The organism is Ruegeria sp. BG7 (genome assembly GCF_056535685.1).
Window position 1 is genome coordinate 586,788 of sequence record NZ_JBQFIU010000002.1, and the last position, 25,122, is coordinate 611,909.

At 57.4% G+C, this 25,122-nt stretch carries 19 protein-coding genes; 9 read left to right on the top strand and 10 right to left on the bottom strand.

Going from position 1 to position 25,122, the window contains the following annotated elements:
* Positions 1-69: 69 nt before the first annotated feature.
* The 7 genes from nadC to hutI form a co-directional block, all read right to left on the bottom strand.
* A complete protein-coding gene (nadC, locus tag ACR3EH_RS20470; RefSeq protein ID WP_171185416.1) occupies positions 70-918 on the bottom strand; it encodes a carboxylating nicotinate-nucleotide diphosphorylase in 849 nt (282 codons plus the stop codon).
* On the bottom strand, positions 915-2,483 hold the full coding sequence (locus ACR3EH_RS20475) for an L-aspartate oxidase (protein WP_171185415.1): 1,569 nt from the start codon (positions 2,481-2,483) through the stop codon (positions 915-917). Before ACR3EH_RS20475 ends, nadC begins: the two co-directional genes overlap by 4 nt.
* A 6-nt stretch (positions 2,484-2,489) precedes the next feature.
* Positions 2,490-3,539: a quinolinate synthase NadA gene (gene nadA, locus ACR3EH_RS20480; protein WP_171185413.1), complete on the bottom strand. Its 1,050-nt coding sequence runs from the start codon at positions 3,537-3,539 to the stop codon at positions 2,490-2,492.
* 143 nt (positions 3,540-3,682) lie between these two features.
* The gene (gene hutU, locus ACR3EH_RS20485; RefSeq protein ID WP_171185411.1) at positions 3,683-5,365 is read right to left on the bottom strand and encodes a urocanate hydratase; all 1,683 of its coding nucleotides are present in this window, start codon (positions 5,363-5,365) and stop codon (positions 3,683-3,685) included.
* A complete protein-coding gene (gene hutG / locus ACR3EH_RS20490) occupies positions 5,362-6,156 on the bottom strand; it encodes an N-formylglutamate deformylase (RefSeq protein ID WP_171094860.1) in 795 nt (264 codons plus the stop codon). The genes hutU and hutG overlap by 4 nt, the downstream gene beginning before the upstream one ends.
* Positions 6,153-7,691: a histidine ammonia-lyase gene (gene hutH, locus ACR3EH_RS20495; protein ID WP_171094862.1), complete on the bottom strand. Its 1,539-nt coding sequence runs from the start codon at positions 7,689-7,691 to the stop codon at positions 6,153-6,155. Before hutH ends, hutG begins: the two co-directional genes overlap by 4 nt.
* Complete coding sequence (gene hutI, locus ACR3EH_RS20500; protein ID WP_171094864.1) at positions 7,688-8,899, bottom strand: imidazolonepropionase; 1,212 nt, start codon at positions 8,897-8,899, stop codon at positions 7,688-7,690. Before hutI ends, hutH begins: the two co-directional genes overlap by 4 nt.
* Positions 8,900-8,983: 84 nt before the next feature.
* Between hutI and ACR3EH_RS20505 the strand changes: the two genes are divergently transcribed.
* On the top strand, positions 8,984-10,345 hold the full coding sequence (locus ACR3EH_RS20505) for a formimidoylglutamate deiminase (RefSeq protein ID WP_171185403.1): 1,362 nt from the start codon (positions 8,984-8,986) through the stop codon (positions 10,343-10,345).
* Positions 10,346-10,425: 80 nt separating this feature from the next.
* Positions 10,426-11,127 (top strand): GntR family transcriptional regulator, encoded by a 702-nt coding sequence (locus ACR3EH_RS20510; RefSeq protein ID WP_171185402.1) that lies wholly within the window; start codon positions 10,426-10,428, stop codon positions 11,125-11,127.
* Here ACR3EH_RS20510 and phnY read toward each other — a convergent pair.
* Entirely contained in the window at positions 11,121-12,569 is a 1,449-nt protein-coding gene (gene phnY / locus ACR3EH_RS20515) for a phosphonoacetaldehyde dehydrogenase (protein ID WP_171675956.1), read from the bottom strand. The genes ACR3EH_RS20510 and phnY overlap by 7 nt on opposite strands.
* A gap of 125 nt (positions 12,570-12,694) precedes the next feature.
* The gene (locus tag ACR3EH_RS20520) at positions 12,695-13,669 is read right to left on the bottom strand and encodes a LysR family transcriptional regulator (RefSeq protein ID WP_171185398.1); all 975 of its coding nucleotides are present in this window, start codon (positions 13,667-13,669) and stop codon (positions 12,695-12,697) included.
* 362 nt (positions 13,670-14,031) lie between these two features.
* Between ACR3EH_RS20520 and ACR3EH_RS20525 the strand changes: the two genes are divergently transcribed.
* The 3 genes from ACR3EH_RS20525 (at position 14,032) to ACR3EH_RS20535 (ending at position 20,423) form a co-directional block, all read left to right on the top strand.
* On the top strand, positions 14,032-17,232 hold the full coding sequence (locus ACR3EH_RS20525; protein ID WP_171185396.1) for a beta strand repeat-containing protein: 3,201 nt from the start codon (positions 14,032-14,034) through the stop codon (positions 17,230-17,232).
* A 63-nt stretch (positions 17,233-17,295) separates the two neighbouring features.
* The gene (locus ACR3EH_RS20530) at positions 17,296-19,056 is read left to right on the top strand and encodes a type I secretion system permease/ATPase (RefSeq protein WP_171185394.1); all 1,761 of its coding nucleotides are present in this window, start codon (positions 17,296-17,298) and stop codon (positions 19,054-19,056) included.
* Entirely contained in the window at positions 19,053-20,423 is a 1,371-nt protein-coding gene (locus tag ACR3EH_RS20535) for an HlyD family type I secretion periplasmic adaptor subunit (protein ID WP_171185391.1), read from the top strand. Before ACR3EH_RS20530 ends, ACR3EH_RS20535 begins: the two co-directional genes overlap by 4 nt.
* A gap of 93 nt (positions 20,424-20,516) precedes the next feature.
* On the opposite strand, the gene ACR3EH_RS20540 is transcribed toward ACR3EH_RS20535, so the two are convergent.
* Positions 20,517-21,149 carry a TetR/AcrR family transcriptional regulator gene (locus ACR3EH_RS20540; RefSeq protein WP_171185389.1) on the bottom strand — a complete coding sequence of 211 codons (633 nt, stop codon included), beginning with the start codon at positions 21,147-21,149 and terminating at the stop codon, positions 20,517-20,519.
* Positions 21,150-21,296: 147 nt separating this feature from the next.
* Between ACR3EH_RS20540 and ACR3EH_RS20545 the strand changes: the two genes are divergently transcribed.
* The 4 genes from ACR3EH_RS20545 (at position 21,297) to ACR3EH_RS20560 (ending at position 25,078) form a co-directional block, all read left to right on the top strand.
* Positions 21,297-22,226 (top strand): AEC family transporter, encoded by a 930-nt coding sequence (locus ACR3EH_RS20545; RefSeq protein WP_171185387.1) that lies wholly within the window; start codon positions 21,297-21,299, stop codon positions 22,224-22,226.
* 105 nt (positions 22,227-22,331) lie between these two features.
* The gene (gene fghA, locus ACR3EH_RS20550; protein WP_171094884.1) at positions 22,332-23,165 is read left to right on the top strand and encodes an S-formylglutathione hydrolase; all 834 of its coding nucleotides are present in this window, start codon (positions 22,332-22,334) and stop codon (positions 23,163-23,165) included.
* A gap of 3 nt (positions 23,166-23,168) precedes the next feature.
* On the top strand, positions 23,169-24,626 hold the full coding sequence (sthA, locus tag ACR3EH_RS20555; RefSeq protein WP_171185386.1) for a Si-specific NAD(P)(+) transhydrogenase: 1,458 nt from the start codon (positions 23,169-23,171) through the stop codon (positions 24,624-24,626).
* Positions 24,623-25,078, top strand: a complete 456-nt coding sequence (locus ACR3EH_RS20560) for a YaiI/YqxD family protein (RefSeq protein ID WP_171185383.1) — start codon at positions 24,623-24,625, stop codon at positions 25,076-25,078. Before sthA ends, ACR3EH_RS20560 begins: the two co-directional genes overlap by 4 nt.
* Positions 25,079-25,122 lie beyond the last annotated feature (44 nt).

Here is a 25,122-nt window from a genome sequence, read left to right on the forward strand (position 1 = left end):
ATCGATAAAACTGAATTGCGCAACCGTGTTGGCGCAAACGAACCCAAATCAAGCGGAAATGCCGCGCCTTCAGAAATCCAGCCCCAGATCCACAGTGCGCGCAGAATGCGTTAAGGCACCGGACGAGATATAGTCCACGCCGGTTGCGGCGATGGACGCCACCCGCTCCAGGGTTACGTTCCCGCTGGCTTCGGTTTTCATCTGACCATCTACCATGGCAACAGCTTCGCGCAGCATGTCGTTGTCCATATTGTCCAGCAACACGACCGAGGCTCCGCCAACTTTCAGGACCTCTGCCAACTGGTCCAGACGGTCAACTTCGATCTCGACCGCCATCATATGGCTGGCCTGGGCCTTGGCGGCTTCCAATACCTGACGAATACCGCCCGCAGCAGCGATATGATTGTCCTTGATCAGGATCGCGTCGGACAGGGAATAGCGGTGATTGTAACCGCCTCCATGCAACACGGCCTGCTTTTCAACGATACGCAGGCCAGGCGTGGTCTTGCGCGTGCAGGTAATACGAGCGTTGGTGCCCTTGGTCTGCCCCACAAATGCGGCGGTCTTGGTGGCAATGCCGGTCAGACGACCGGCAAAGTTCAGGGCGACCCGCTCACCCGACAGGATTGAGGCAGCAGATCCCTTAATGGTCATCAGCGTGTCTCCACGACGACAGGGCGCGCCGTCTTTGACCAGCACTTCAACCTCAAGCGCGGGGTCCACAAGGCGGAACGCGATTTCGGCGACCTGCATACCCGACACGACAGCATCTTCGCGTGCGTTCAGCCGGGCCGTATATGTGGTCTCCTGCGGGATCACGGTTCGGGTGGTCACGTCGCCGTAGCTTCCCAAATCCTCCATCAGCGCAGCGCGGATCACAGGTTCAAGGATCAGATCTGGCAGGGTTGCAAATGTCATGTCGGTTCCTTGCAAGCTTCGGCCCGAATGCGCAGGGCCTCAGAGAGGTACATTTTGGACCGTTCACCGGGTTGGCCACCGGTGTCAGGGAAGTCAGAGCGTTCATGCGCACCGCGACTTTCTTCGCGCTGCAAAGCAGAGGCCGCAATCAGCGTCGCCGTCGCGCACATGTTCCTGAACGAGGGACAATCACCATGGCGCGCCTCTAACTCGGCTATGGTTTTCAATGCGCGGGTCAGTCCTGAACGTTCCCGGACGACACCGACATCACGGGTCATGGTATCGCGCAACTCTTGGACTGCTTGCGCCGTATCAGATGCCTCGCAGGGAGCGAACTGCAAGTTTATCGGGTCGGTATTTGTACCGGCGGGCAGCGACTTCGCTATGCTCTCAGAACAGATACGGGCAAAGACCAGCGCTTCGAGCAACCCATTCGATGCCAGACGGTTGGCCCCGTGCAGACCCGTCGAAGACGCCTCACCACAGACCCACAACCTGTCCAGGCTGGCCCGACCATCTGTATCCGTGGCAATGCCGCCCATATGATAATGGGCCGCCGGGGCGACCGGGATCGGGTCGCTTGCGGGGTCAATACCGTTGCGCGCGCAGGAGGCTGCCACTGCGGGAAACAGCTTATGAATTCGCGCACCCAAGGCGTCGCGTGTGTCCAGCATAGGTCGATTGCCTGCCTGCACTTCGGCAAAGATCGCACGCGCCACGACGTCGCGCGGGGCCAGTTCAGCGTCCGGGTGAACGGCCTGCATGAACCGGCTGCCCCGCTTGTTGATCAGGATCGCGCCTTCCCCACGCAGCGCTTCGGTGGCCAAAGGCGCAGGATCTTCACCCACATCCATAGCTGTAGGGTGAAACTGAACAAACTCGGCATCAGCAATAAGCGCCCCGGCGCGTGCGGCCATGCCAATAACCTGCCCCCGAATGCGTGCCGGGTTTGTGGTCAGCGCATAAAGCCCGCCCGAGCCGCCACCCGCCAGCAGCACCGCAGGTCCACGTAAAGTAATGGGTGCAGAGCCAGTCTGTCTTGCCTCCTGCAGCACCACCCCCGAGACTTTGCCCTCGTCCACGTCCAAAGCCACCGCAAGGACGCCTTCCAATATCTGAACCGAAGAAGTCTCGCGCACGCGCTCGATTAGGGCAGCCATGATTTCACTGCCCGCCTGATCGCCTTTCACGCGCACGACACGGGCGAAACTATGCGCGGCTTCTCGCGAAAGAACGTAACCGCCATCTTCAGTGCGGTCGAAGGGCGTGCCAATCTCGGTCAAGTCAAAGATGTATTCTCGTGCTTCGCGAGTGACCAGGTCGGCCACATCAGGCTCGACGGTGCCTGCACCGGCATTCACGGTATCGACGGCGTGCCTCTCCGGGCTGTCCGCCAAATCCATCGCCGCCGCGACACCCCCTTGCGCCCAAGCTGAGCTTGCCCCCTGCCCCAACGGATCAGGCGAGATCACCACCACCGGGCGCGGTGCCAGCTTCAACGCCGCATAAAGCGCGCCGATACCGGCCCCGACAATGATGACCCGATCCGTGGTAACGTCGGTCATTTGAAATCAGATGCCCAGCTTGCGGGACAAATCGATCATGGCCTGAACGGATTTGCGTGCCTTTTCCGCCACGTCTTCTGCAACTTCGACCTGACCTTCCATCGTGTGCAGGGCATAGAGGATTTTTTCCAGCGTGATCTTCTTCATGTACGGGCACATGTTGCAGGGGCCCACAAAATCGACCTCGGGCAGCTCGTCGGCAATATTCGACGCCATCGAGCATTCGGTGATCAGCATCGCCTTTTCGGGCTTCTCGTCATGCACGTATTTGATAATACCGCTGGTCGAACCCGAATAATCCGCTTCGGCCACCACATCTGGCGGGCATTCGGGATGAGCGATCAGCCGTGTGCCTGGATTCCATTCGCGGAAATCGCGCAGGTCTTGAGCTGTGTATTGTTCATGCACGATGCAGGACCCAGGCCAATAAACCACGTTCTTGTGGCTTTGATTTGCGACATTCTGCGCCAAATATTGATCCGGCGTCATAATAACCGTGTCGCTTTCCATCGCGTTCACGATCTGCAACGCGTTGGATGATGTGCAGCAAATGTCGGAACCCGCTTTGACCTCGGCTGTGGTGTTCACATAAGACACAACCGGTGCACCGGGATATTTGGCCCGCATCTCTTCGATTCCGTCCGCGGTGATCGATTCTGCCAGCGAACAGCCAGCCTCCATATCGGGCATTAGAACGGTTTTCTGAGGGCTCAGGATTTTCGACGTCTCGGCCATAAAATGTACACCGGCCTGGACGATCACATCCTCTTCCACCTCGCTGGCTTTGATCGCCAATTGCAAACTGTCGCCGACGAAATCAGACACACCATGGAAGATCTCGGGCGTCATGTAATTGTGCCCAAGGATCACAGCGTTACGCTCTTTCTTAAGCGCATTGATGGCACGCACATAGGGCGCATAGATTGCCCAGTCCGGTGGGCTGACCACGCGGTCCATACGGGCAAACGTGTCATTCATCTCATTGGCCAGCGTGGCCGATGGGGCGAGGTCATAGACGTCCGAAAGAACCGAGCGGACATGTGTAATATCGAGCAACGGGCGAGCCACCTTTGTCAGTTGTCGTTAGCCTTGCTGGCTGCTTAACGGCTTAGCCCTAGCCGAAAGACACCCGGTTCGAAACCGGAAATTTCGGCGTTAGCGCTAAGCCATGCAGACAAATTCAAAGATGGATGAACAATTCAGCCCAGAATGCCCGGCAAACGCAGCCTATGTTCACGTGCGCAGGCCTTGGCATCCTCATAACCAGCATCCGCGTGACGCCAGACGCCCGAGGCCGGGTCGTTCCAAAGCACTCGCTCCAACCGCTTGGCTGCTGCATCCGTGCCGTCGGCGCAAATGACAACACCTGCGTGCTGAGAGAAGCCCATGCCAACACCGCCGCCGTGATGCAGCGACACCCAAGTGGCACCTGACGCGGTATTGACCAGAGCGTTTAGCAAAGGCCAATCGCTGACAGCGTCAGAGCCATCTTTCATTGCCTCGGTTTCGCGGTTGGGCGAAGCGACCGAGCCGCTGTCCAAATGGTCTCGGCCGATGACAACGGGCGCTTTCAGTTCGCCGTTTCTGACCATCTCGTTAAATGCCAACCCAGCCTTATGGCGGTCGCCTAACCCGATCCAGCAAATACGCGCGGGTAGGCCCTGAAACGCGATGCGCTCTTGCGCCATGTCGAGCCAATTGTGCAGATGGGTGTTCTCGGGGAACAGTTCCTTCATCTTGGCATCGGTCTTGTAGATGTCTTCAGGATCGCCCGAAAGCGCGCACCAACGGAACGGGCCTATGCCGCGGCAAAAGAGCGGGCGGATATAGGCGGGGACAAAGCCGGGGAAGGCAAATGCGTTCTCCAACCCTTCATCCTGCGCCACCTGCCGGATGTTGTTGCCATAGTCCAGCGTCGGTACGCCTGCGTTCCAGAAATCGACCATTGCAGCGACGTGCTGTTTCATCGAGGCGCGTGCGGCTTTCTCAACGGCCTTGGGATCGCTTTCACGTTTGGCGGCAGCTTCGGCCAGGGTCCAGCCCAAAGGCAGATAGCCATTGAGCGGATCATGGGCGCTGGTCTGGTCGGTAACGATATCGGGACGCATCCCACCGGCCTGCATCCGCCGGTAAATCTCGGGGAAAATTTCAGCCGCATTGCCTAATAGACCAACGGACTTAGCCTCGCCCGCTTTTGTCCAGCGGTCGATCATGGCAAGCGCCTCGTCCAGCGTCTCGGCCTTTTCATCCAGGTACTTGGTACGCAGACGGAAATCGATGCTGTCCGGGTTGCATTCGACCGCCAGACAGCAGGCCCCGGCAAAGACAGCCGCCAGAGGCTGCGCGCCTCCCATGCCGCCCAGACCACCAGTCAGAATCCACTTGCCGGTCAGATCGCCGTCATAGTGCTGACGCCCGGCTTCGGCAAAGGTCTCATAAGTTCCCTGCACGATGCCTTGCGTTCCGATATAGATCCACGAGCCAGCGGTCATCTGGCCATACATCATCAGACCCTTCTTATCGAGCTCGTTGAAGTGATCCCAATTGGCCCAATGCGGCACAAGGTTTGAGTTCGCGATCAGCACCCGAGGCGCATCCGTGTGCGTGCGCACAATGGCCACCGGCTTGCCGGATTGCACGACAAGCGTCTCATCCTCTTCTAGATCCTTGAGGCTGGCGACGATGGTATCAAAATCGTTCCACGTCCGCGCTGCGCGCCCGATGCCGCCATAGACCACCAACTCATGCGGGTTCTCGGCCACATCCGGATGCAGGTTGTTCATCAGCATCCGCATCGGCGCTTCTGTCATCCAGCTTTTGGCATTCAGTTCCGGCCCTGTGGGCGGATAGACGTCGCGGGTGTTCTTGCGAGGATCGGTCATGCAGCAATCTCCAATGCGGTGTCCTGGATGGCGTCCAGTATATCTTTGAGCCATCGGCGCAGCCGGTTGGCTTTGGTGGTGTCATATGTCCAAGGCGCAGTTTCAGCGCTCAGGTAGGTGGACTGCGCTAGTTCCATCTGAATGGCGTGGAAGCCCTCGGTAGGGCGGCCATAATGCCGAGTCGTCCATCCGCCTTTGAAACGGCCATTCAAAATGGTGCTATAAGGTGAGGATGACGCGAACTCATGTGAGATGGCTTCAATAACTGACGCGCACGTCACGCCATTGTTTGTTCCGATGTTCAGATCAGGCAGAATGCCATCGAAGAGAAACGGAATGTGGCTGCGGATCGAGTGGCAATCATACAAAATGGCTATCCCGTGGATCGCCTTGACCCGCTCAAGCTCGGCCAGCAGCGCGGCATGATAAGGCGCGTGAAACGCCTCGCGTCTTTCGACAATATCCTTCTCTGCTGGCGGGATATCCCAGATGTTTTGCCCGTCAAAATCTGTAAGCGGCACCAAGGTCGTCGTGTTTTGACCGGGATAAAGCGATACGCCGCCCGGGTCGCGATTTGCATCAATCACATAACGATGAAAAGTTGCCCGCACAGTGGTCGCACCGGGCAGGAGCCCCTCGTAAAGCGTGTGGATGTGCCAATCCGTATCCGCCAACTCCCTGCCCCGTGTATTCAACTTGGCTTCGATCGAGGCGGGCACATCGGTGCCGGTATGTGGCAGGCCCAGAACGATAGGGCCATCGCCCCGCGTGACTTCGACCGGGCCGCTCACGCGCCAAGCTCCGGCATCGCGACACCTGTGCCATGGGCGATCTCGCCACTTGCAATCAGGGCCGAGGCTGCTTCGATCTCGGTCGCCATATATCGATCATCGCCCAAGGCTGGAACGACCGCCCGCAGGCGCGCCATCACGCCTTGTAGCGTTTCGCTTGTGGGCAATGGCGCTCGGAACTCGACACCTTGCGTCGCGCAAAGCAATTCGACACCCAGAATACGTTCCAGATTGGTGACCATCTGTCCCAATCGCCGCGCGCCATGGGCGGCCATCGAGACGTGATCTTCTTGATTGGCCGATGTGGGCGTTGAATCTGTAACGCAGGGATTGGCTAAGTGCTTGTTCTCGCTCATCAACGCGGCGGTTGTCACCTCAGCTATCATATAGCCCGAGTTCAGGCCGGGATTTGGCGTCAGGAAAGGCGGCAGGTCAAAACTCAGTGCCGGATCGACAATCAGCGCAATACGGCGTTGCGCAATCGCCCCGATTTCGGCCACGGCCAGTGCGATCATATCCGCTGCGAATCCCACCGGCTCGGCGTGGAAATTTCCACCCGAGACGATCAGCCCGGCCTCGGACAGAACCAAAGGATTGTCGGTGGCTGCGTTCGCTTCAATCTCAAGCGTGGTTGCTGCTTGGCGCAACACATCCATGGCGGCACCTACCACCTGAGGTTGGCAGCGGATGCAATACGGGTCCTGTACGCGGGTGTCACCTTCTCGATGGCTTTCTCGGATTACCGAGCCTGCCAGAATGGCACGCATCGTTACGCCTGCCTCGATCTGGCCGCGATGACCGCGCAGTGTGTGGATCTCCGGCTGCAATGGCGCGGTAGATCCCATGATTGCATCTGTGGTGAGAGCCGAAGTGACCAATGCGCTCTGCGCCGCTTGCCACGCACCAAACAGCCCTGCCAGTGCGAAAGCCGTCGAGAACTGAGTGCCGTTGATCAGTGCCAGCCCTTCCTTAGGGCCCAACTCAACGGGTGTTAAACCCGCCGCCGCCAACGCCTCACCACCGGGCAAAACACTTCCGCCGAATTCGGCCTCTCCCTCGCCCATCATAACGGCGGCCATATGCGACAGCGGTGCCAGATCGCCTGACGCACCAACCGATCCTTGCGCGGGGATCAGCGGGGTCACACCTTCGTCCAGCATAGCCTCAAGCAGGTCGATCAGTTCCAGCCGCACGCCAGAGGCACCGCGTCCGAGGCTGAGCAGTTTCAGCACCATCATCAGCCGCGCAACCGCGCGTGGAATGGCGGGACCAACACCACAGCAATGGGACAGAATTAGATTGCGTTGCAGCGTCGCGGTGTCCTCGGCCGCGATCTTGACGCTGGCCAGCTTGCCAAAACCGGTATTGACCCCGTAAACCGCAGCGGCGCCCGCCGCTGCATCGGCAATACGGGCATGCGCCGCGTCGATACCGGGCCGGCAACCCGGATCCAGCCGCACGGCAAACTCTTCTCGGAAAACCTGTTCCAGCTGCAGCAGAGTAACAGCGCCGGGGATGAGCGTGAGGGTCGTCAAATTACGCCTCCGAGTATTCGGGTGTGAAGGGGATTGAAGCCAACGCGATAGGCCAGTTCCGCCGGATGGGTGATGTTCCACACAGCCAAGTCCGCGCGCAATCCAGCGACGATCCGCCCGCAATCCTGCAGACCCAACGCGCGCGCCGCATGGGCGGTGACCCCGGCCAGAGCCTCTTCGGGTGTCATACGAAACAGGGTGCAGCCCATATTCATGGTCAGCAACAGTGAAGTGACCGGAGCTGATCCGGGGTTGCAATCGGTGGCAAGCGCCATTGGCACACCATGTTTGCGCAACAGATCTATTGGCGGGGCCTGCGTTTCGCGCAGAGTGTAGAAGGCCCCCGGCAGGATTACCCCGACAGTACCGGCATCGGCCATGGCCCGAACGCCTTCTTCATCCAAGAATTCGATGTGATCGGCGGACAACGCATCATAAGAGGCGGCCAGTTTTGCGCCCCCAAGATTGGACAACTGCTCGGCATGGCATTTGACCGGCAGGCCAAGTTCTTTCGCCACATCAAACAACGGAACAAGTTGATCGGGAAGGAATGCGATACCTTCGCAAAAGGCATCCACCGCATCCACCAGACCCTCTTTATGGGCTGCGCGCAGGGTTGGAATGCAGACCTCTGCAATGTAGGCCTCGGGCCGGTCTTTGTACTCCTCTGGCACTGCATGTGCGCCCAGAAAACTGGTTACGACACGTACCGGGCGATGATCCGGCAACGCGCGGGCAGCGCGCAGCATGTTCAATTCCGTATCACGATCCAGACCATAGCCGGATTTGACTTCGATCACCGATACACCCTCGGCCAGCATTGCGTCCACGCGAGGCAACGCCTGTGCAATAAGGTCATCAATGCTGGCGTTACGCGTGGCTTTTACCGTCGAGATGATACCCCCACCCGCGCGCGCCACTTCTTCATAGCTTGCACCGTTCAATCGCATCTCAAACTCGACGGCGCGGTGGCCACCATGCACCACATGGGTGTGGCAATCGATCAGCGCGGGCGTCACCAGACGACCTTCAAAGTCGGTTCGGGGCAGCGCGGCAAATTTGCTGGGCAGTTCAACCCGAGGACCCACCCAGGCAATACGGCCGTCTTCGACTGCAATCGCCGCATCTTCGATCAGCCCATAGGCCGTAGATCCCGCGATCATCGTTGTCGCGTTCAGATCTGAAAATACCCGATCTTGCGAGTGCATCCGACTCTGCGCCTCCTTGCAGTTCTCTCTTTTCTCGTACATTTCTATATGTAATATGTCTATCCATAAAATGAGGTGAAATTCATGGCGATCTTTGCGAAACGTGCTCTGTTGAGTACGGGATGGACAAATAACCTGCGGGTCGAGATTGAAGACGGCAGAATCGCAGCCTTGCACGCCGAGACATCGGCCCAGACCGATGATGTGTCTGTGGATACTTTGCTGCCTGCCCTGGCCAACTTGCACAGCCATGCATTTCAACGCGCCATGGCCGGAATGACCGAATACCGCATGGCAGGTCGCGACAGCTTCTGGACATGGCGTGATCTGATGTACCGCTTTACGACGCACCTTACACCAGACCAGATCCAGAAGATCGCCAGCTTGGTGTATATGGAGATGCAAGAGGCCGGATACGCCTCAGTTGGAGAATTCCACTATCTGCATCACCAACCAGATGGCTCGCCCTATGACCGACTGGCCGAGTTGTCTGACCGGATCATGGCAGCCGCTGTCGAGACAGGGATAGGACTGACCCATCTTCCTGTGCTGTATTCCTATGCCGGGGTGGGCAAAAAACCTCTAGAGACGGGGCAAGCTCGGTTCGGTAACGATGTGGATCGTTTCTGCATGTTGGTGGATCAGGCCAAGGACGCGCTCGGAAATTTGCCCGAAGACTGCCGGGTCGGCTTCGCGCCGCATTCATTGCGCGCGACCTGTCCTGGCGATCTCGCGCGGGTTTTAGCGACGCAAGGTGAAGGTCCTGTTCATATCCACATCGCCGAACAACCCAAGGAAGTGTCCGAGGTGATGGCCGGTCTGGGCGCCCGCCCGGTTGAGTGGTTGTTGGACAATGTTCATGTCGATGCCAACTGGTGCCTGATTCACGCCACGCATATGACCGAAGACGAAACACAGGCCATGGCCGCCAGCGGTGCCGTCGCGGGACTGTGCCCTGTGACCGAGGCCAACCTGGGGGACGGCCCATTCAATGGCCCCACATTTTTAAACGCAGGCGGGTCGTTTGGCGTAGGGTCGGATTCAAACGTCCTGATTTCGCTGACCGAGGAACTGAGGACGTTAGAATATTCACAGCGTCTGCGGGATTTGGCGCGCAACGTGATGGTGGTCGGAGAAGGGTCTGTGGGACAGACGCTGTATTGTGGCGCAGCCAAAGGCGGAGCACAGGCTCTGGGCCGCGATGCCGGTGTGATAGCCAAAGGCAAACTGGCCGACCTGATAGCCATCGACTGCCAGAACCCAGCGCTTTGTGCACTGACATCTGAACAATTGTTTGATGGGCTGGTGTTTTCAGCAAAGGACGAGGTTGTCACCGATGTGTGGTCGGCGGGCCGCCATCAGGTGCGAGGGGGTCGCCACGTTGCACGGGATCAGATCGTATCAAATTATCAACGAACCATGGCGGATCTTCTTGCAAAACTGTAACGGGTCGCTCTGCCCTTTACGCAGCACACCAAAAACGCTCATAACAAGTTTATGAATATGCTTAACGGAAAAACCACAGCGTGACCGATCAAAAACATGTCGGCTTTCAGGATATTCGGGATGAGGTCATCAACCGAATTCAAACCCGCGTCTGGCCGCAGGGCAGTCTGTTGCCAACGGAACTGGAACTGGCGGCCGAATTTGGCGTTGCGCGGGCTACGGTTAACCGCGCCCTGCGCGAGTTGGCAGAACAAGGTATCGTGACCCGAAAGCGCAAGGGGGGCACGCGTGTCGTGACCACGCCTGTAAAGCAAGCCAAACTGCCGATCACAGTGGTGCGCCAAACCATCGAAGAGATGAACGCCGAATATCGCTATGCGCTTGTCAGCAGAAGCGTGATTGATTGCCCCGCTTGGCTTCAGGCCAAGTTGAGCATTCCAGAAGGCGCGCAGGTCGTGCATCTGCGATGTATGCACCATGCTGACAACCGGCCATTTCAGTTCGAAGAACGCTGGATCAACATCAGCACTGTGCCTCAGGTCGTAAACGAAGATTTTCTGACCACCGGCCCAAATGAGTGGCTGTTGTCAGAAGTGCCATTTTCGAACGCCGAAATCGCCTTTACTGCCGTTCCCGCAACAGCACCCTTGCAGGAATTTCTTTCTGTTCCCCCCGGAACACCCCTGTTTCAGTTGGAGCGCACAACATGGTTCCGCAACGACCCCGTGACTTTCGTGCGTATGACGTTTCATCAGGGGTACCAGATGCGCACCACCTACTGAGGCCAGGGCAACGAATAGGTTTTGACGTTGGTGAAGAACTTCATCGCTTTGATCACGCCTTCCTTTATCCCATTTCCGCTATCCTTAATCCCGCCAAAGGGTGACATCTCGATCCGATAACCGGGCTGTTCCCAGATGTTGCAGGTGCCCACATCCAGCCCATTTATATAAGCGATAGCCCGGTTCAAATCGTTGGTGCAGACACCAGAGGACAACCCAAAGGCAGTGCTGTTCGAAATCTGCATCACATCCACGTCGTTATCCGGCACACGAACGATGGGTATGATCGGACCGAACGTCTCTTCCATCACCAACTCGCTGTCATGGGGCACATTGTCGACAACGATTGGCGGTAACAACGCGCCCTTCCGCGCTGGGTGGTACAGGATGTTGGCCCCCTGCTCTGCCGCTTTTCGCACACGATTCTCAAACAACGCTGCCGCTTCGGCATGGATGACGCAACCCAGCTCGGTCTCGGGGTTCTGAGGATCCCCGAACCGGATAGCCTTGGCCTTTTCCAGCACCAACGGAACAAACCGATCCGCCACGCTGTGTTGCACCAGAATGCGTTTTATGGCGGTGCATCGCTGACCTGAATTCCCCGTGGCCCCCGCAACTGCGATCGTTGCTGCGCGTTCCAGATCAGCATCGCCCAGATCATTCAGCACGATCAGCGGATCGTTTCCGCCCAACTCCAGCGCCTGCCGCTTGTAGCCTGCCTTTGAGGCGATCAGCTTGCCCACGGGGACACCACCGGTGAACGTGATGATGTCGATATTTTCATTGGTGATCATTTCGTCGCCAATGTCCTGTGGCCAACCGGTGACGACCTGGAACATCTCGGGCGGCAGGCCCGCCTCGTATAGAATGTCGGCCAGTGTCAGTGCTGTCAGCGGTGTCAGCTCGGTTGGCTTGCAAACCATACAATTATTGGTCGCAATTGACGGAGCGATTTTGTGACTGACCATGTTCAGCGGGTGATTGAACGGAGTAATCGCACTGATCGCCTTGACAGGTTCACGCTTGGTGAAGATTTTCCGTTCCTTGCCGTTTTGGGTCAGATCGCAGGAGAACACCTCGCCATCGTCTTTCAAAGCTTCCGCAGCGGCGAATTGAAATACGTCTTGTGCGCGTTTGGTTTCATAGATCGAGTGCTGAAGGCAAATCCCCAGCTCAAGCGTCAGCCACTTGGCCAGATAATCCCGCCTTTCTCCAATCAACTCGCCGGCACGCCGCAGGATTTGACTGCGCTCGTACCTCGTCAAACTAGGGGTGTAGTGCGCCGCGATCTCAAAAGCGTGCCGCACGTGCTGGGCAGTGCCAGCCGGAACAGTTCCAATCAGGGCATTCGTATAGGGGTAGTGAACCGGAACAGTGTTTTCGGTGAACACGACCTGTCCCCCGATGCGCATTCCGTCGTGACGGATTTCCGATTTGGTCATGCTCCGATCCCTTGCCCCAAGAGCCACAGCTAAGACATCTGCGGCATTCGACACGCCAACCGATAGAACCGCCCTTTGCCCTACGTCAATAGGCCGCTCGGGCAGCGCGGGCGATTATTAAACTGTCAGGCTTTCTCAGGCACTGGGACGCAGGGCTTGGTTTTACCTTCAGTTAGACCATCCGGCTGATAAGTCGGGATCACGCCCTGAGGTGGATTTTCCAGAATATAGGCTCCGATGCGCGCGAGCATTGGTTTTCTCGGGCAATTGGGGCGCGTCGCGGCGCCGAGATCGCGCAGGTGCCCTGGTGCTTCAAACGGAATGAAGTGCAAAGGCCAGTTGTCCCGCTTGAACTGTTCTGCCGCCAATGCCGAGACAATTGTACAATCGTCTGAATGGCAAATGTGACGGCAAATTGTCTCAAACCGCAAAGCGGTCAGATCAAAGCGCTTGCTGATCCGGGTTGTACCGTCCTGCTGTGGAAGCCGATCCTCAAGATCGTAGCCAAAACTGTGCGGCAGCCGGATAAAATCATGCGGCGGCACCTCTTCGGGGATAATCGAGGTAAGCGTGCACAGCGGATGCCCTTGCCGCAAAGCCAAAAACATTGGTTCGGACCAGATGGAAGTGAAGTCTAAACTGGCGCTGTTGTTGACCTTGGCCACCAGCGCCATGTCCAATGTGTGGTCTTCGACCATATTCAACATGTTCTGGGGCAGATCTTCTATCAGCGTGACGCGCATCCTGGGAAAAAGCTTGTTGAAAAGCTCTGAAAAGTACCCCGTCAGATATGGGGCCAGCGTCGGCGTCATGCCTATGGTCAGCGGAACCGCCTCGGGGTCGCGAAATTCAATCGCTGTATCGCGAATTTTCTGGGCGTCTTTCAGAATGCGGTGCGCAATCTCGACAATGCGTTCGCCGCACAGCGTTGGGCGCACCTCGTTGTTCAGACGTAGGAACAAGTCAGCGCCCAGCTCCTGTTCCAGCTTTTTGATCTGGTTCGACATCGCCGGCTGAGACACGTTGCACGCAGCAGCCGCCTGACTGAACTGGCCGTGTTTGGCGATAGCAAGGACATATTCCAAATCTCTGAGGTTCAACGGACATCCAATCCTGAGGCAAATTTCACGATTTGATCAGCTATCAAGATACGATTTGGCGACAGATTTCAGAAGGTCACCGGGGCCAATCAGGCCCGCTTATCGCTCACATCCGCTAACAAATCTGTCAGAATTCGAAATTGAATAGCTTTCCGATCGGTGGTGCCGTTGGCGTAACCCCTTTGTTTGTTGTGAAAATGCCTGCGCCCACCTCACGAAATTCGTGAGTATTCGCGCCGGTTATACACCCGATTTGAACCATGAATTTCAGCCGCCGCGCGGGGCGGCCTAGTCCTTTGTTGCGTCGGTAGCCCGGACAGATGGGCCGCCAGCACAAACGCAACCTAATGACGGAGTGATCCATGCTGTCCCAATTCGCAGAAAGCCTGCGCGCCCGTCTCTTGACTACGTCAACCCTGGCGCAAGAGACATCCCGCGATGGCCAAACCCTCATCAACAACTTCTTTCAATCCACTGTCGTGGACGACACACCCGCCTTTGTTCTAGCAAATGATTTTTCGCGCCTGCTGAACTTTGGCGAGATCGTCACCAATAACGCTGTTGCCGCTGTTCAGGCTCAGGGGCAGGACGTCGATGTCTTCAACTTCCGCTCGGGCCGGATTGAAGCGAACAATGGGCCTGACGCATTGGCCACTGGTGTCCAAGTCACCGGAAGCGCTGCGGTTCGCAATTTCGGCGAGATCGCGGGTGAGTTTAACGGCGTGCAGTTTGCTGGTGCCGAAAGCTCGGGCAGCCTGGACAATTTCCGCGGTGCTGTCATCTCTTCCGACAGCCGAGCGGTTGATATTCAGGGCCAGGGCATAGATGTGCGCAACTTTGGCGACATCGTTGGCACTGGCGACCAGCGCAATGGCACCATCTATACCAACGCAACGGCCGAGGACATCTCGATCTCGAACTTCACCGGCGGTACGATTGATGCTGGCGAAGGCAACCAGGGCGCAGGTATTTCCCTGCAGATCGGTGATGAAGCCGGTGACCGCGTGCAAACCGATGTATTCAACGGCTTTGGCGCAACCATACAGGGTCGCGGTCAAGCGGCTGCCAACACCCCGCTGGCGGGCGACGGCATCCGGATCGACGACGGCGCTGAAGGCACCATCCTGGAAACCGAGATCATTAACAGCGGCCTGATCTCGACCGAAAGCAATCAGGGCACAGCGGCTGGTATTCGCATCGCAGATGGCGCAAATGCCGAAGGTGAGATCCTGAACACCTCAACCGGTGTGATCGAAGGCCCTCGCAACGGCCTTTACATTGGCAATGGTGAACATGATCTGGACGTACTGAACTTTGGCACCATCCAGTCGGGCAGCCGCGCGGTTAATATCGACGGATCTGGTGTCGATCTGATCAACGGCGGGGATATCCTTGGCACCGGTGACCAGCGCAACGGCACCGTCTACGCAGATGATACTGCACGCGATTTTTCGATCAACAACCTGGCGACAGGCGCGATCGATGCAGGTGAGCACAATAACGGTGCGGGTATCTCTCTGTCGTTGGCTGAAGACGGCAATGGTGACATTGAAATCGAGAACGCAGGCGTCATCGCCGGACGTGGCAACGCGGGTGCCGCGCTGGGCACGGCGGGCGACGGCATTCGTCTGGAAGGTGTGCGTCAGGACAGTGGCTTTGCGCCTGCCTCGTTTACTGGCACCATCACCAACAGCGGGAGTGTCACGTCCGAAGGTGGAAACGGTACGGTTGGCGCGTTCCGGGCAGTGAACAATGTCAATTTCCAAGGCCGGTTGATCAATGAAGAAACTGGTGTGTTCGCAGGCGGTCAGAACGGCGTCTACTTTGGAACCGGTGACCATTCCGGCGGATCGTTCGTTAACCGCGGTCTCGTCACCTCGGACAGCCGCGCGCTGAACATCGATGGCGTTGGGCTTGAGGTGCTCAACGAAGGCCAAATCATTGGCACCGGAAATCAGCGCAATGGCACTGTTTATGCGGATGGCACAGCCGACAACTACGCGTTCACAAACACCGGCTTGGTGGATGCGGGCGAAGGCAACAATGGCTCTGCCGTGTCTTTGCAAACCGGTGACGTGTCGGGCGACGTTGTATCGGCGGTTGTTGTGAACGAAGGTACGCTGCAAGGTCGTGGTGACGCGGCCGAAGGCAATCAGGTCGGCGATGGCCTGCGCCTGTTCACCAGCCAGGATGACGCTTCTTTTGCCGGTATTGTGGTCAACGAAGGTCTGATCGCAGGGGCCGAAGGTTCGGATGCCGCCGCCGGTATCCGCGTGGATGGCGGCCTGAATCTGCTGGGTGCAATCCTGAATGAAGGTGAAATCCGTGGTACGGTTAATGCCATCGATGCGTCTGATGCAGGCACCGTTACAATCGTCAACGACGACGAAGGTGTGATCAACGGCAATGTTCTACTGAGCGACGGTGATGACATCTTTGTTGATCTGGGCACCACCAATGGCGATATCGACGGTGGCGCAGGCGATGATGTTCTGATCGCCGGCGATGCAGACAACGTTCTGACCGGTGGTCTGGGCAATGACTTCATCGACGGTGGAGAAGGCATCGACACCGCAGACTTTTCGGATCTGGATGTCGCAGTCAATGTTCGTCTGGACGCCAATGGCAACGGCACCGCCACACGCGATACCGGTTTCAACGTGTCAATCACGGATGCGGTAGTCGCGGCGCCGGACCAATTCGGAGCAAACATTCCGGATGGCGCTTGGTTTGTAGAGGAAGCGGTTCAGGGCAACCTGTACTACAACATCCACACGACCGATTTCCCTGCTGGTGAAATCCGTGGACAGTTGCTGGTCGACAGCGATGTAACCGAAAACGGTATTCGCACAGTGTCTCTTAGCGGCAGTCTGGACGCGGCACAGGAGCCTGGGCCAACTTCGGACAGCCTAGCGACGGGCGAGGCAACTGTTGTCATCACTCAAAATCTGGCAACGGGCGAAGTCAGCTATTCCAGCGACCTGAGTGTTGTGGGCCTGAACGAAGCCGACCTGAACACGCCGATCCCCGGTGTCGTTTCCGCCATCCATCTGCACAACGCACCTGCCGGTCAGAATGGCCCGGTCGTGCAGGACACGCTGGTCGATGCAGGTGCCACACTTGATGTGGATGCGCAGGGTGGAACTGGTGTCATTGGGCAGGACGTCATCGAAAATCAGATCGAAACCGACATCCTGCAGTCCATTGAAAACGTTGTCGGATCCGATGATGGCGACGTGATCTTCGGCAGCGATCAGACCAATGTGCTGAACGGTTCGGACGGTGATGACCTGCTGAACGGTGAAGGCGGCGACGACGTCCTCATCGGCGGCGCTGGGGCGGACACGTTCCAGTTTGGCGCGAACTTCGGAAACGACGTCATCGAGGACTTCGAAGTAGGTCTGGATCAGTTGCAATTTGGCGACTTCGGTCCTGACTTTGGGGCGCAAGTCAACGTGGCTCAGGACGGTGGCGATGCCGTAATCAGCTTCGGAGATGAGGGTTCGGTCCGCCTGGTTGGCATCAATGTCGCCGAACTGAACGACGACGATTTCGTTGCATAAGCAAATAGTTGGCGGGGCGGCTCGTGGTCGCCCCGTTTTTCCAAACCGGAAAGGATCAACACGATGTTGCAGAAAACCAATCCCGTCAAAGCCGCCTGGGGGTCGCTACGCAAAGGATTTGTCACAGTTGCCTTTTTTAGTCTGTTTCTGAACCTGCTGATGCTGGCCGGACCGATCTATATGCTGCAGGTCTATGACCGAGTCCTGACCAGCCAGAATGCCGACACACTGATCGCCCTGTCGCTTCTGCTGGCGGGGGTCTTTGTGGTGATTGCCTGCCTTGATCTGATACGGATGCGCATCCTGGGCCGCTTAGCTGCCCGGTTCGAGATGAAAGTCGGAGCGCCCGTTCTGGGGGCCGCGATGAAACGTCGTGTGCAGGGGGAATCCACCCCCGGCGACAATCTGGTCGAAGACGTAAACGGCTTTCGCGAGTTCATATCAGGCACAACACTGACCGCCTTTTTCGATGCACCGTGGATACCGCTGTATCTGTTGGTCCTGTATGTCTTGCATCCCCTTCTTGGGCTGCTTGGACTGGCCGGAGCTCTGACACTGACCGTAATGGCCCTGATCAACAACGCCCGTGCACACAAGCCGATGCAGCAGGCAGCGCACGCACGCGGCCGTGCAGAGGCACTGTTTCGAACCGGAGACAGCAATGCCGAACTGGTCCACGCGCTGGGCATGAAGTCCGATCTGGTTCGGCGCTGGACTGCCCTTCAGGTCGATGCGCATCGTCAGAAGACCCGTGTAGCCGACCGGATCGCCAGTTTCTCGGTCATGTCCAAAACTCTGCGCATGGGGTTGCAATCCGCGGCTCTTGGCCTTGGCGCGGCGCTGGCGATTACTAGTGAAACCACAGCTGGCGTCATGATCGCGGCGACCATTGTTTTGGCCCGCGCTCTTGCCCCAATCGATCAGTTGATTGGGCAATGGCGCACATTCCTTGCCGCACGCGGCTCGTACGCCAAAATCACAAAACTCACCGAGGATTTCGCGGAAACGCCTGCCAATCTACACCTGCCTCGTGCGTTCAAATCTCTGGATGTCAGAATTGCGCAAGCGGGTCCGCCACGCGCGGTCAATGCCACTCTGCGCAGCATTGATTTCAGTTTGGCTGCTGGCGATGTGCTGGCAATCATCGGCCCCAGCGGTTCCGGGAAAACAACACTGGGCAAGATGCTGACAGGCATCTGGCACCCGCAACGGGGTGAGGTTCTGCTGGACAGCAGCCCGATGTCGAAATGGAACCATGAGGATCTGGGCAAGCAGATCGGCTATCTGCCGCAGGATGTGGACCTGTTTGACGGCACGATCCGTGAAAACATAGGTCGCTTTGCGGCTGCCATCGATGATGCCGAGGTTCTGCGCGCCGCGCGCGAGGCCGGAGTGCATGAGCTGATCAGCAGCCTGCCAGATGGGTATGAAACACGCATCGGTCAGGGATTCTTCCTGTCTGGCGGACAACGACAGCGCCTTGCCCTGGCGCGCGCGCTTTATGGTGATCCGTTTGTGCTGGTGCTGGACGAACCGAACTCGGATTTGGATGCAGATGGCGAAAAGGCTCTGCGTGACGCCATTCTGGCAGCTCAGGCCAGGGGCTCAATCAGTATCGTGATGACCCACCGCCCGGCCACATTGCAGGCGGCCAACAAGGTCATGGTTCTTCGCAACGGATCACAAGCCCAGTTTGGCGACAAGGGTGACGTTTTGAAGGTCAAAACTCAACACGTTCTCAAATCGCCCGCACAACGCGCAACCTCCTGCAAGCCCACCCTGCAACTATCAGAAAACGCCCGCATTACAGGAGCCGCACAATGACCCGTATCGTTCCCTATGCTTCAAACGACACAACACCAGACCTTTACAGTGCGCGGGTTGTTGACGTGACCGAAGCGACACCCGGCATCCGGCTGTATGTACTATTTGGCCTCTTCACATTGCTCGCGTTTGTTGGCGGCAGCATCTACTGGGCCTTCGCATCCAGACTTGACGGCGCCGTCGTGGCCCCTGCGTCATTTGTCGTCGAAGGGGATCGCAAAACGGTTGAGCATCTCGACGGTGGCATCGTCCGGTCCATTCTGGTCGCCGATGGTGAGGCCGTTGAACAGGGGCAACCTCTGATCCGGCTGGACAGCACCGAGATTGACGTCGACCTCAGCGTGCTGGGCAGCCAGATCGGCGAGCTTTCTGTCCGTCGCGCGCGACTGATTGCGCAGCTACAGGGACAGTCTCAGTTTGACGAAGCCACCGCCCTCCAGAACTTTGAAGAAGATATGAATCGTCTTCACTGGGCTTCAGCTTTTCTGACACAAAAACAACTGTTTGACGCCGAACATCGCGCCCGCGCGACCGAAGCGGAGATCAACGCACAGCGCATTTCGGCGCTGCGGGATCAGATTGAAGGTCTGAACGAGCAGCGGATCAGTACGCAAAACCAGATGTCCATCACACTTGCAGAGTTGGAAAGCCTGCAGACCCTTCTGGACAAAGGCCTGGTTGCGATCACCCGGGTCAGCGCCCGCCAGATCGAGGTTGAACGGCTTTCGGGCGTCGATGCGTCGCTTCGGACACAGATAGCCCAAGCAGAAAACCAGGTCAGCGAGTTGAAGCTGACAATGATCAGTCAGAAAAAGCTGCGCGATGAAGTTCTGGCCGGAGAACTGGCTGTCGTCGATGCCCAGCTTGATCTGCTGCGCCCGCAGTTCTCAGGGACCGTGGAGCGCCGTAAACGGATCGAAATCCTTGCGCCAGTCAGTGGCCGTGTCGTGAACCTTACCGCTTCGACCACAGGAGGGGTGATCAGACCCGGTGAACACATCATGGAAATCGTGCCCGCAGACCAAGCTTTGATTGTCGAAGCGCGCGTGAAACCCGGCGACATCGACAAGCTGAAGATCGGTCAGGCCACGCGTATCCGTTTGTCTGCCTTCGCCCAAGCCGACGTTCCCGAAGCGCAAGGAGCCATTGTCGATATCTCTGCCGACGCGCTGGAAGACGAACGCACGGGCGAGGCCTACTACAAAGCGCGGGTCAAACTGGATGATCAGCAATCCAAAGAGGTAGCGGCCTTGGATCTGGTGCCCGGCATGCCGGCAGACTTGTTTGTCACCACCGGCGAACGCTCTGTTATTGCCTATCTGGCCCAGCCCATAAGTGAACGCCTTGCGCGAACATTTATCGAGTAAAGGCTTTCAAAAGACTTTTGGAATAAAGCCTATTAGTATCGAGTGCTTTGGTGAGTGAGCGATGGTCTGCGTGCCTGTTCGGGCCGCGGGCCATCATTTTTTCATATTTTCGCAGCCGTAGCTGGCCAAGAACATATCCACCGCTTGCGTCGCGACCTCATCGATCTCACTCTGGTTAAAGCTGTTTTGAATTCCAAATGCAGCACGCGCCCAGATGCGTACTTTGCACAGCTCGGAAAACTGTTCCGCCGCGATGTTCACATTTTCGATGCACAGTTCGCCTTTTGCCACCGCCTTTTCAAGATACGCTGCCATCTGCCTTTGGCCGTTTTGCGGACCTGCCTCATAAAAGGCGCGGCCCAATTCGGGGAACCGGTCCCGCTCGGCTACGCAGATCCGAAATACTTGTTGTGCGAATTCGGATACAAGAAAAGCAGTGAGCTGCGTGGCCGCGATCTGCAGCACCTCGCGCGCAGGTTTGCTCTCATCAATCATTGACAAAATGCGCTCAGACATCAGACGACATTCTGTTTGCGCAACTTCCATGAACAACAGGCGCTTGTCCGGGAAATAGCTGTATAACGTTGCCTTTGACACGCCTGCTGCGCGGGCAATGTCGTCTACGCTTGCACCTTCGAACCCATCTGCCATGAAAACCTCTCGGGCCCCGCGCAAAACCTGATCGAACTTACGGCCTGTGCGCAGGATGGTGGCAGTTTGGGTCATGTCATCTCCGGGATTGGTCTTTGCTGTAGTTTATAAACCGTTCAGTTCAGATACAACGATTTTCGCACTCCATGAAACCGTAACCCAGGGCGCGCGCCGTGGTGTCAAAGGCTTGCGGCGCAGACAAACCATGTTAGGAGTCTGTCCATGGTCGAAGTTTTTCTGCGCACCCTTCCCTTTTTTGCGATTATCGGCCTGGGATATTGGGCGGGTCGCACTCGGTTTTTCACCGCCGAGGCTACTGCTTACCTTACAAAATTTGTCTTCTTCTTTGCACTTTCAGCCATGCTGTTTCGCTTTGCAGCCACCTTGCCGTTTGCCGAAATCTTCAATGCGCGTCTGGTGCTTGGATATCTGGGCGGTACAGTTGCTGTTTACGTTTTGGCAACATGCGTTGCCTGGCTGCGAGGGCTGGATGTTCCAACAGCAGCTGTCGAGGCACAATGCGCAGCCATTGGCAACGTAGGCTTTCTGGGACTACCGATGCTGGCGCTCTTGTTCAGCGAAGCTGCCATCGGACCAGTGATGGTGGTCCTTACCGTGGATCTCGTTGTATTTTCCTCGCTCATTGTAATCCTGATCAACGGAGGCCGCGACGGTAAGCTTACCTTGGGCACGTTCAAGCTGATCGGTCTTGGGCTGGTTAAAAATCCGATGATCGTGTCCATCTCGGCCGGGTTGGTCTGGTCGTCTTTGGAAATCCCTGTGCCCGGACCTTTCTACGACTTTCTGACCATTCTGGGCGGCGCAGCCACCCCCGGCGCTTTGTTCGCCATTGGGGCGTCTCTGGCCGGTAAGTCGGCCGAACGCATCGAAATCGCCGCTTGGTTGAGCTTTTGCAAGCTGGTGATACACCCGGTTTGCGTTGCCGTTGTCCTGTTATGGCTGATGCCGATCGATATCTTTCCAGCCACCGTTGCAATCGCGGCAGCCGCTTTGCCTGTTGCCGGCAATGTTTACATGCTGGCCGCCCATTACGGCGTCGCGCCACAGCGGGTCTCGGCGGCCATTCTGCTCTCGACTGCAACCAGCATCCTAACTGTACCCTTGGTCATCGCTTGGCTGAGTGGTCTCTAACCTTCACCTTTTCGAAAAATACTCTCGCGACCAGCGGTCGCGGACTTTACGCCGCGTCTCTGGATCGTTAGCCATGTCGCGACTCTAATGTAAGGACGATGCCTGATGGAAACCCTCTCGGAAAACGCCTGTTTCGGTGGAGTGCAGGGCGTGTACCGCCATGCCTCTTCGGTCTGCCAATGCGACATGACTTTTGGCCTTTTTCTTCCGGCTGAAGCGAAGGATGGGCCGGTTCCCATCCTGTGGTATCTGTCCGGCCTGACCTGCACACATGAAAACGCCATGACCAAAGCGGGTGCACAGGCCTGGGCTGCAGAACAAGGGATCGCCATCGTATTCCCTGATACTTCCCCGCGTGGCGAGGGGGTCGCGGACCATGAAGACTATGATCTGGGACAGGGCGCAGGTTTCTATGTGAACGCGACGCAAGATCCATGGGCCCCACATTTCCAGATGTGGGACTACATCGCAGAAGAACTGCCCGCCTTGCTGGTTGAAAACTTCGCAATCGACAGCGAACGCCAGGCCATCACCGGGCATTCCATGGGCGGTCATGGAGCCCTGACATTGGCGATGAACCTGCCCGGCCGGTTCCGCTCGGTTTCGGCCTTTGCTCCGATTTCGAACCCCACGGGTGCAGATTGGGGGCGCAAACAGTTGAGCGCTTATCTCGGTGACGACGAGACCCTATGGGCCAAGCATGATGCGTCGTTGTTGATGAAGGACAAAGGCTTCGACGGTCCGATCCTGATCGACACAGGCGCTAATGACCAGTTCATGGACCTGCTGCGCCCCGAAGCGCTGGCCCAAGCCATCGCCGAACGCCGTCAGCAGGCAACCTATCGCTTCCAGCCCGGCTATGATCATTCGTACTTCTTCGTTTCCACGTTTATGGAAGACCACATCACATTCCATGCTGAAGCGCTGTACGGAGACTGAGGCATGAGCAAATACGATTACGACCTGATCATCATCGGGTCTGGCCCCTCGGGTCGGTCAGCGGCCATTCAGGCGGGAAAACTAAAACGTCGCGTTCTGGTCATCGACCGCAAGGATCGCTTCGGCGGCGTGTCGGTTCATACCGGCACCATCCCGTCCAAGACCTTGCGCGAGACGGTTTTGAACCTCTCGGGCTGGCGCGAACGCAGCTTTTACGGCCGTTCCTATCGGGTCAAGGACCAGATCCGCGCCGAAGATCTGAAAGCCCGTCTGCATATGACACTCGACCATGAGGTCGATGTGCTTGAGCACCAGTTCAACCGCAATCACGTCGATACATTGGATGGTCTGGCCAAGTTCGTCGGACCCCATGAGGTTGAAGTTGCCACCGATGCCGGTGAGACCACGCGGGTGACGGCCAACAAGTTTCTGATTGCCACAGGAACTAAAACCTATCGCCCCGAATACGTACCCTTCAACGGCAAGACCGTGGTTGACGGGGACGAGTTTCTGGAAATGGCCGAGATCCCGCGGTCGCTGGTTGTCATTGGCGCGGGCGTTATCGGGGTCGAATACGCCACGATGTTTTCCGCCCTGGACGTGCGGGTGACTTTGATCGAACCGCGCGACACGTTCCTAGACTTCATCGACAGCCGTTTGATCCATGATTTCACGCATCAGATCCGAGAAAATGGCGTTGACCTGCGATTGGGTTCGGCTGTTGAAAAGATCGAAGATGCCGGTGAACATGTGGAAGTGACATTGGATAACGGCCGCCATGTTCGGGCAGAAATGCTTTTGTTTGCTGCCGGACGCATGGGCGCGACATCAAAACTCAATCTCGATGCTGTTGGGTTGGAAACAGATCACCGCAACCGGATCAAGGTGGATCGTAAGACATACCAGACAGCAGTGCCGCATATCTATGCGACCGGCGACGTGATCGGACACCCATCTCTGGCCTCGACGTCTCTGCAACAAGGACGCGTGGCGGCCTGTCACGCACTTGAAACACCCACACTGCCGGAAAGCCCGTGGTATCCCTACGGCATCTACTCGGTTCCCGAGATTTCAACCTGCGGCATGTCCGAAGAAGAACTGCAGGAACGCGGTATACCCTATGAGGTCGGCGTCGCCCGGTTCCGCGAAACATCGCGCGGGCATATCATGGGGTTGGAGCACGGGATGCTGAAAATGCTGTTCTCTCTCAAGACCCGCCGGGTCTTGGGTGTCCAGATTGTTGGCGAAGGCGCGACCGAACTGATTCATATCGCGCAGGCTGTGTTGAACCTTAAGGGTACCGTGGATTATTTCGTTCAGAACACGTTCAACTATCCGACCCTGGCCGAGGCTTACAAGATCGCCGGGCTGGATGCGTTCAATCGGATGCCGATCCCTGAAGAGTTCAAGGTGCGCAAAAAACCGGCTGAACCCGCCAGGAAAGAGGCCAAGAAGGCGTGACCACGCTTTATGTCGATGGCGATGCCTGCCCCGTAAAAGCCGAAGCTGAGCGGGTTGCAACGCGACACAAAATGCCCATGGCCCTGGTGTCCAATGGCGGGCTGCGCCCTTCGGCCAATCCGCTAGTCCAGGTTGTCATCGTCTCGGAAGGCGCTGATGAGGCCGACAAGTGGATCGCCGAGCGCTGCGGCGCAGGAGATGTCGTGATTACATCCGACATCCCTCTGGCTGCCAAATGTGTCGAGGCAGGCGCGCGGGTTCTGCGCCCGAACGGTGAAGCCTTCACCGCAGCCAATATTGGTCAGCAACTCGCGATGCGCGACTTGATGGCTGACCTACGCGCCGCCAACCCGCTTGGAACGGGTGGTGGTGGACGACCCTTCAGCAAAGCCGACCGGTCGCGGTTTCTGGATGCATTGGAACGGGAAATACGCGCAGCCACGCGCGGCTGACTGTAACAGAAGCCGATCCAAATTACTGATACGAAATCAGAAAC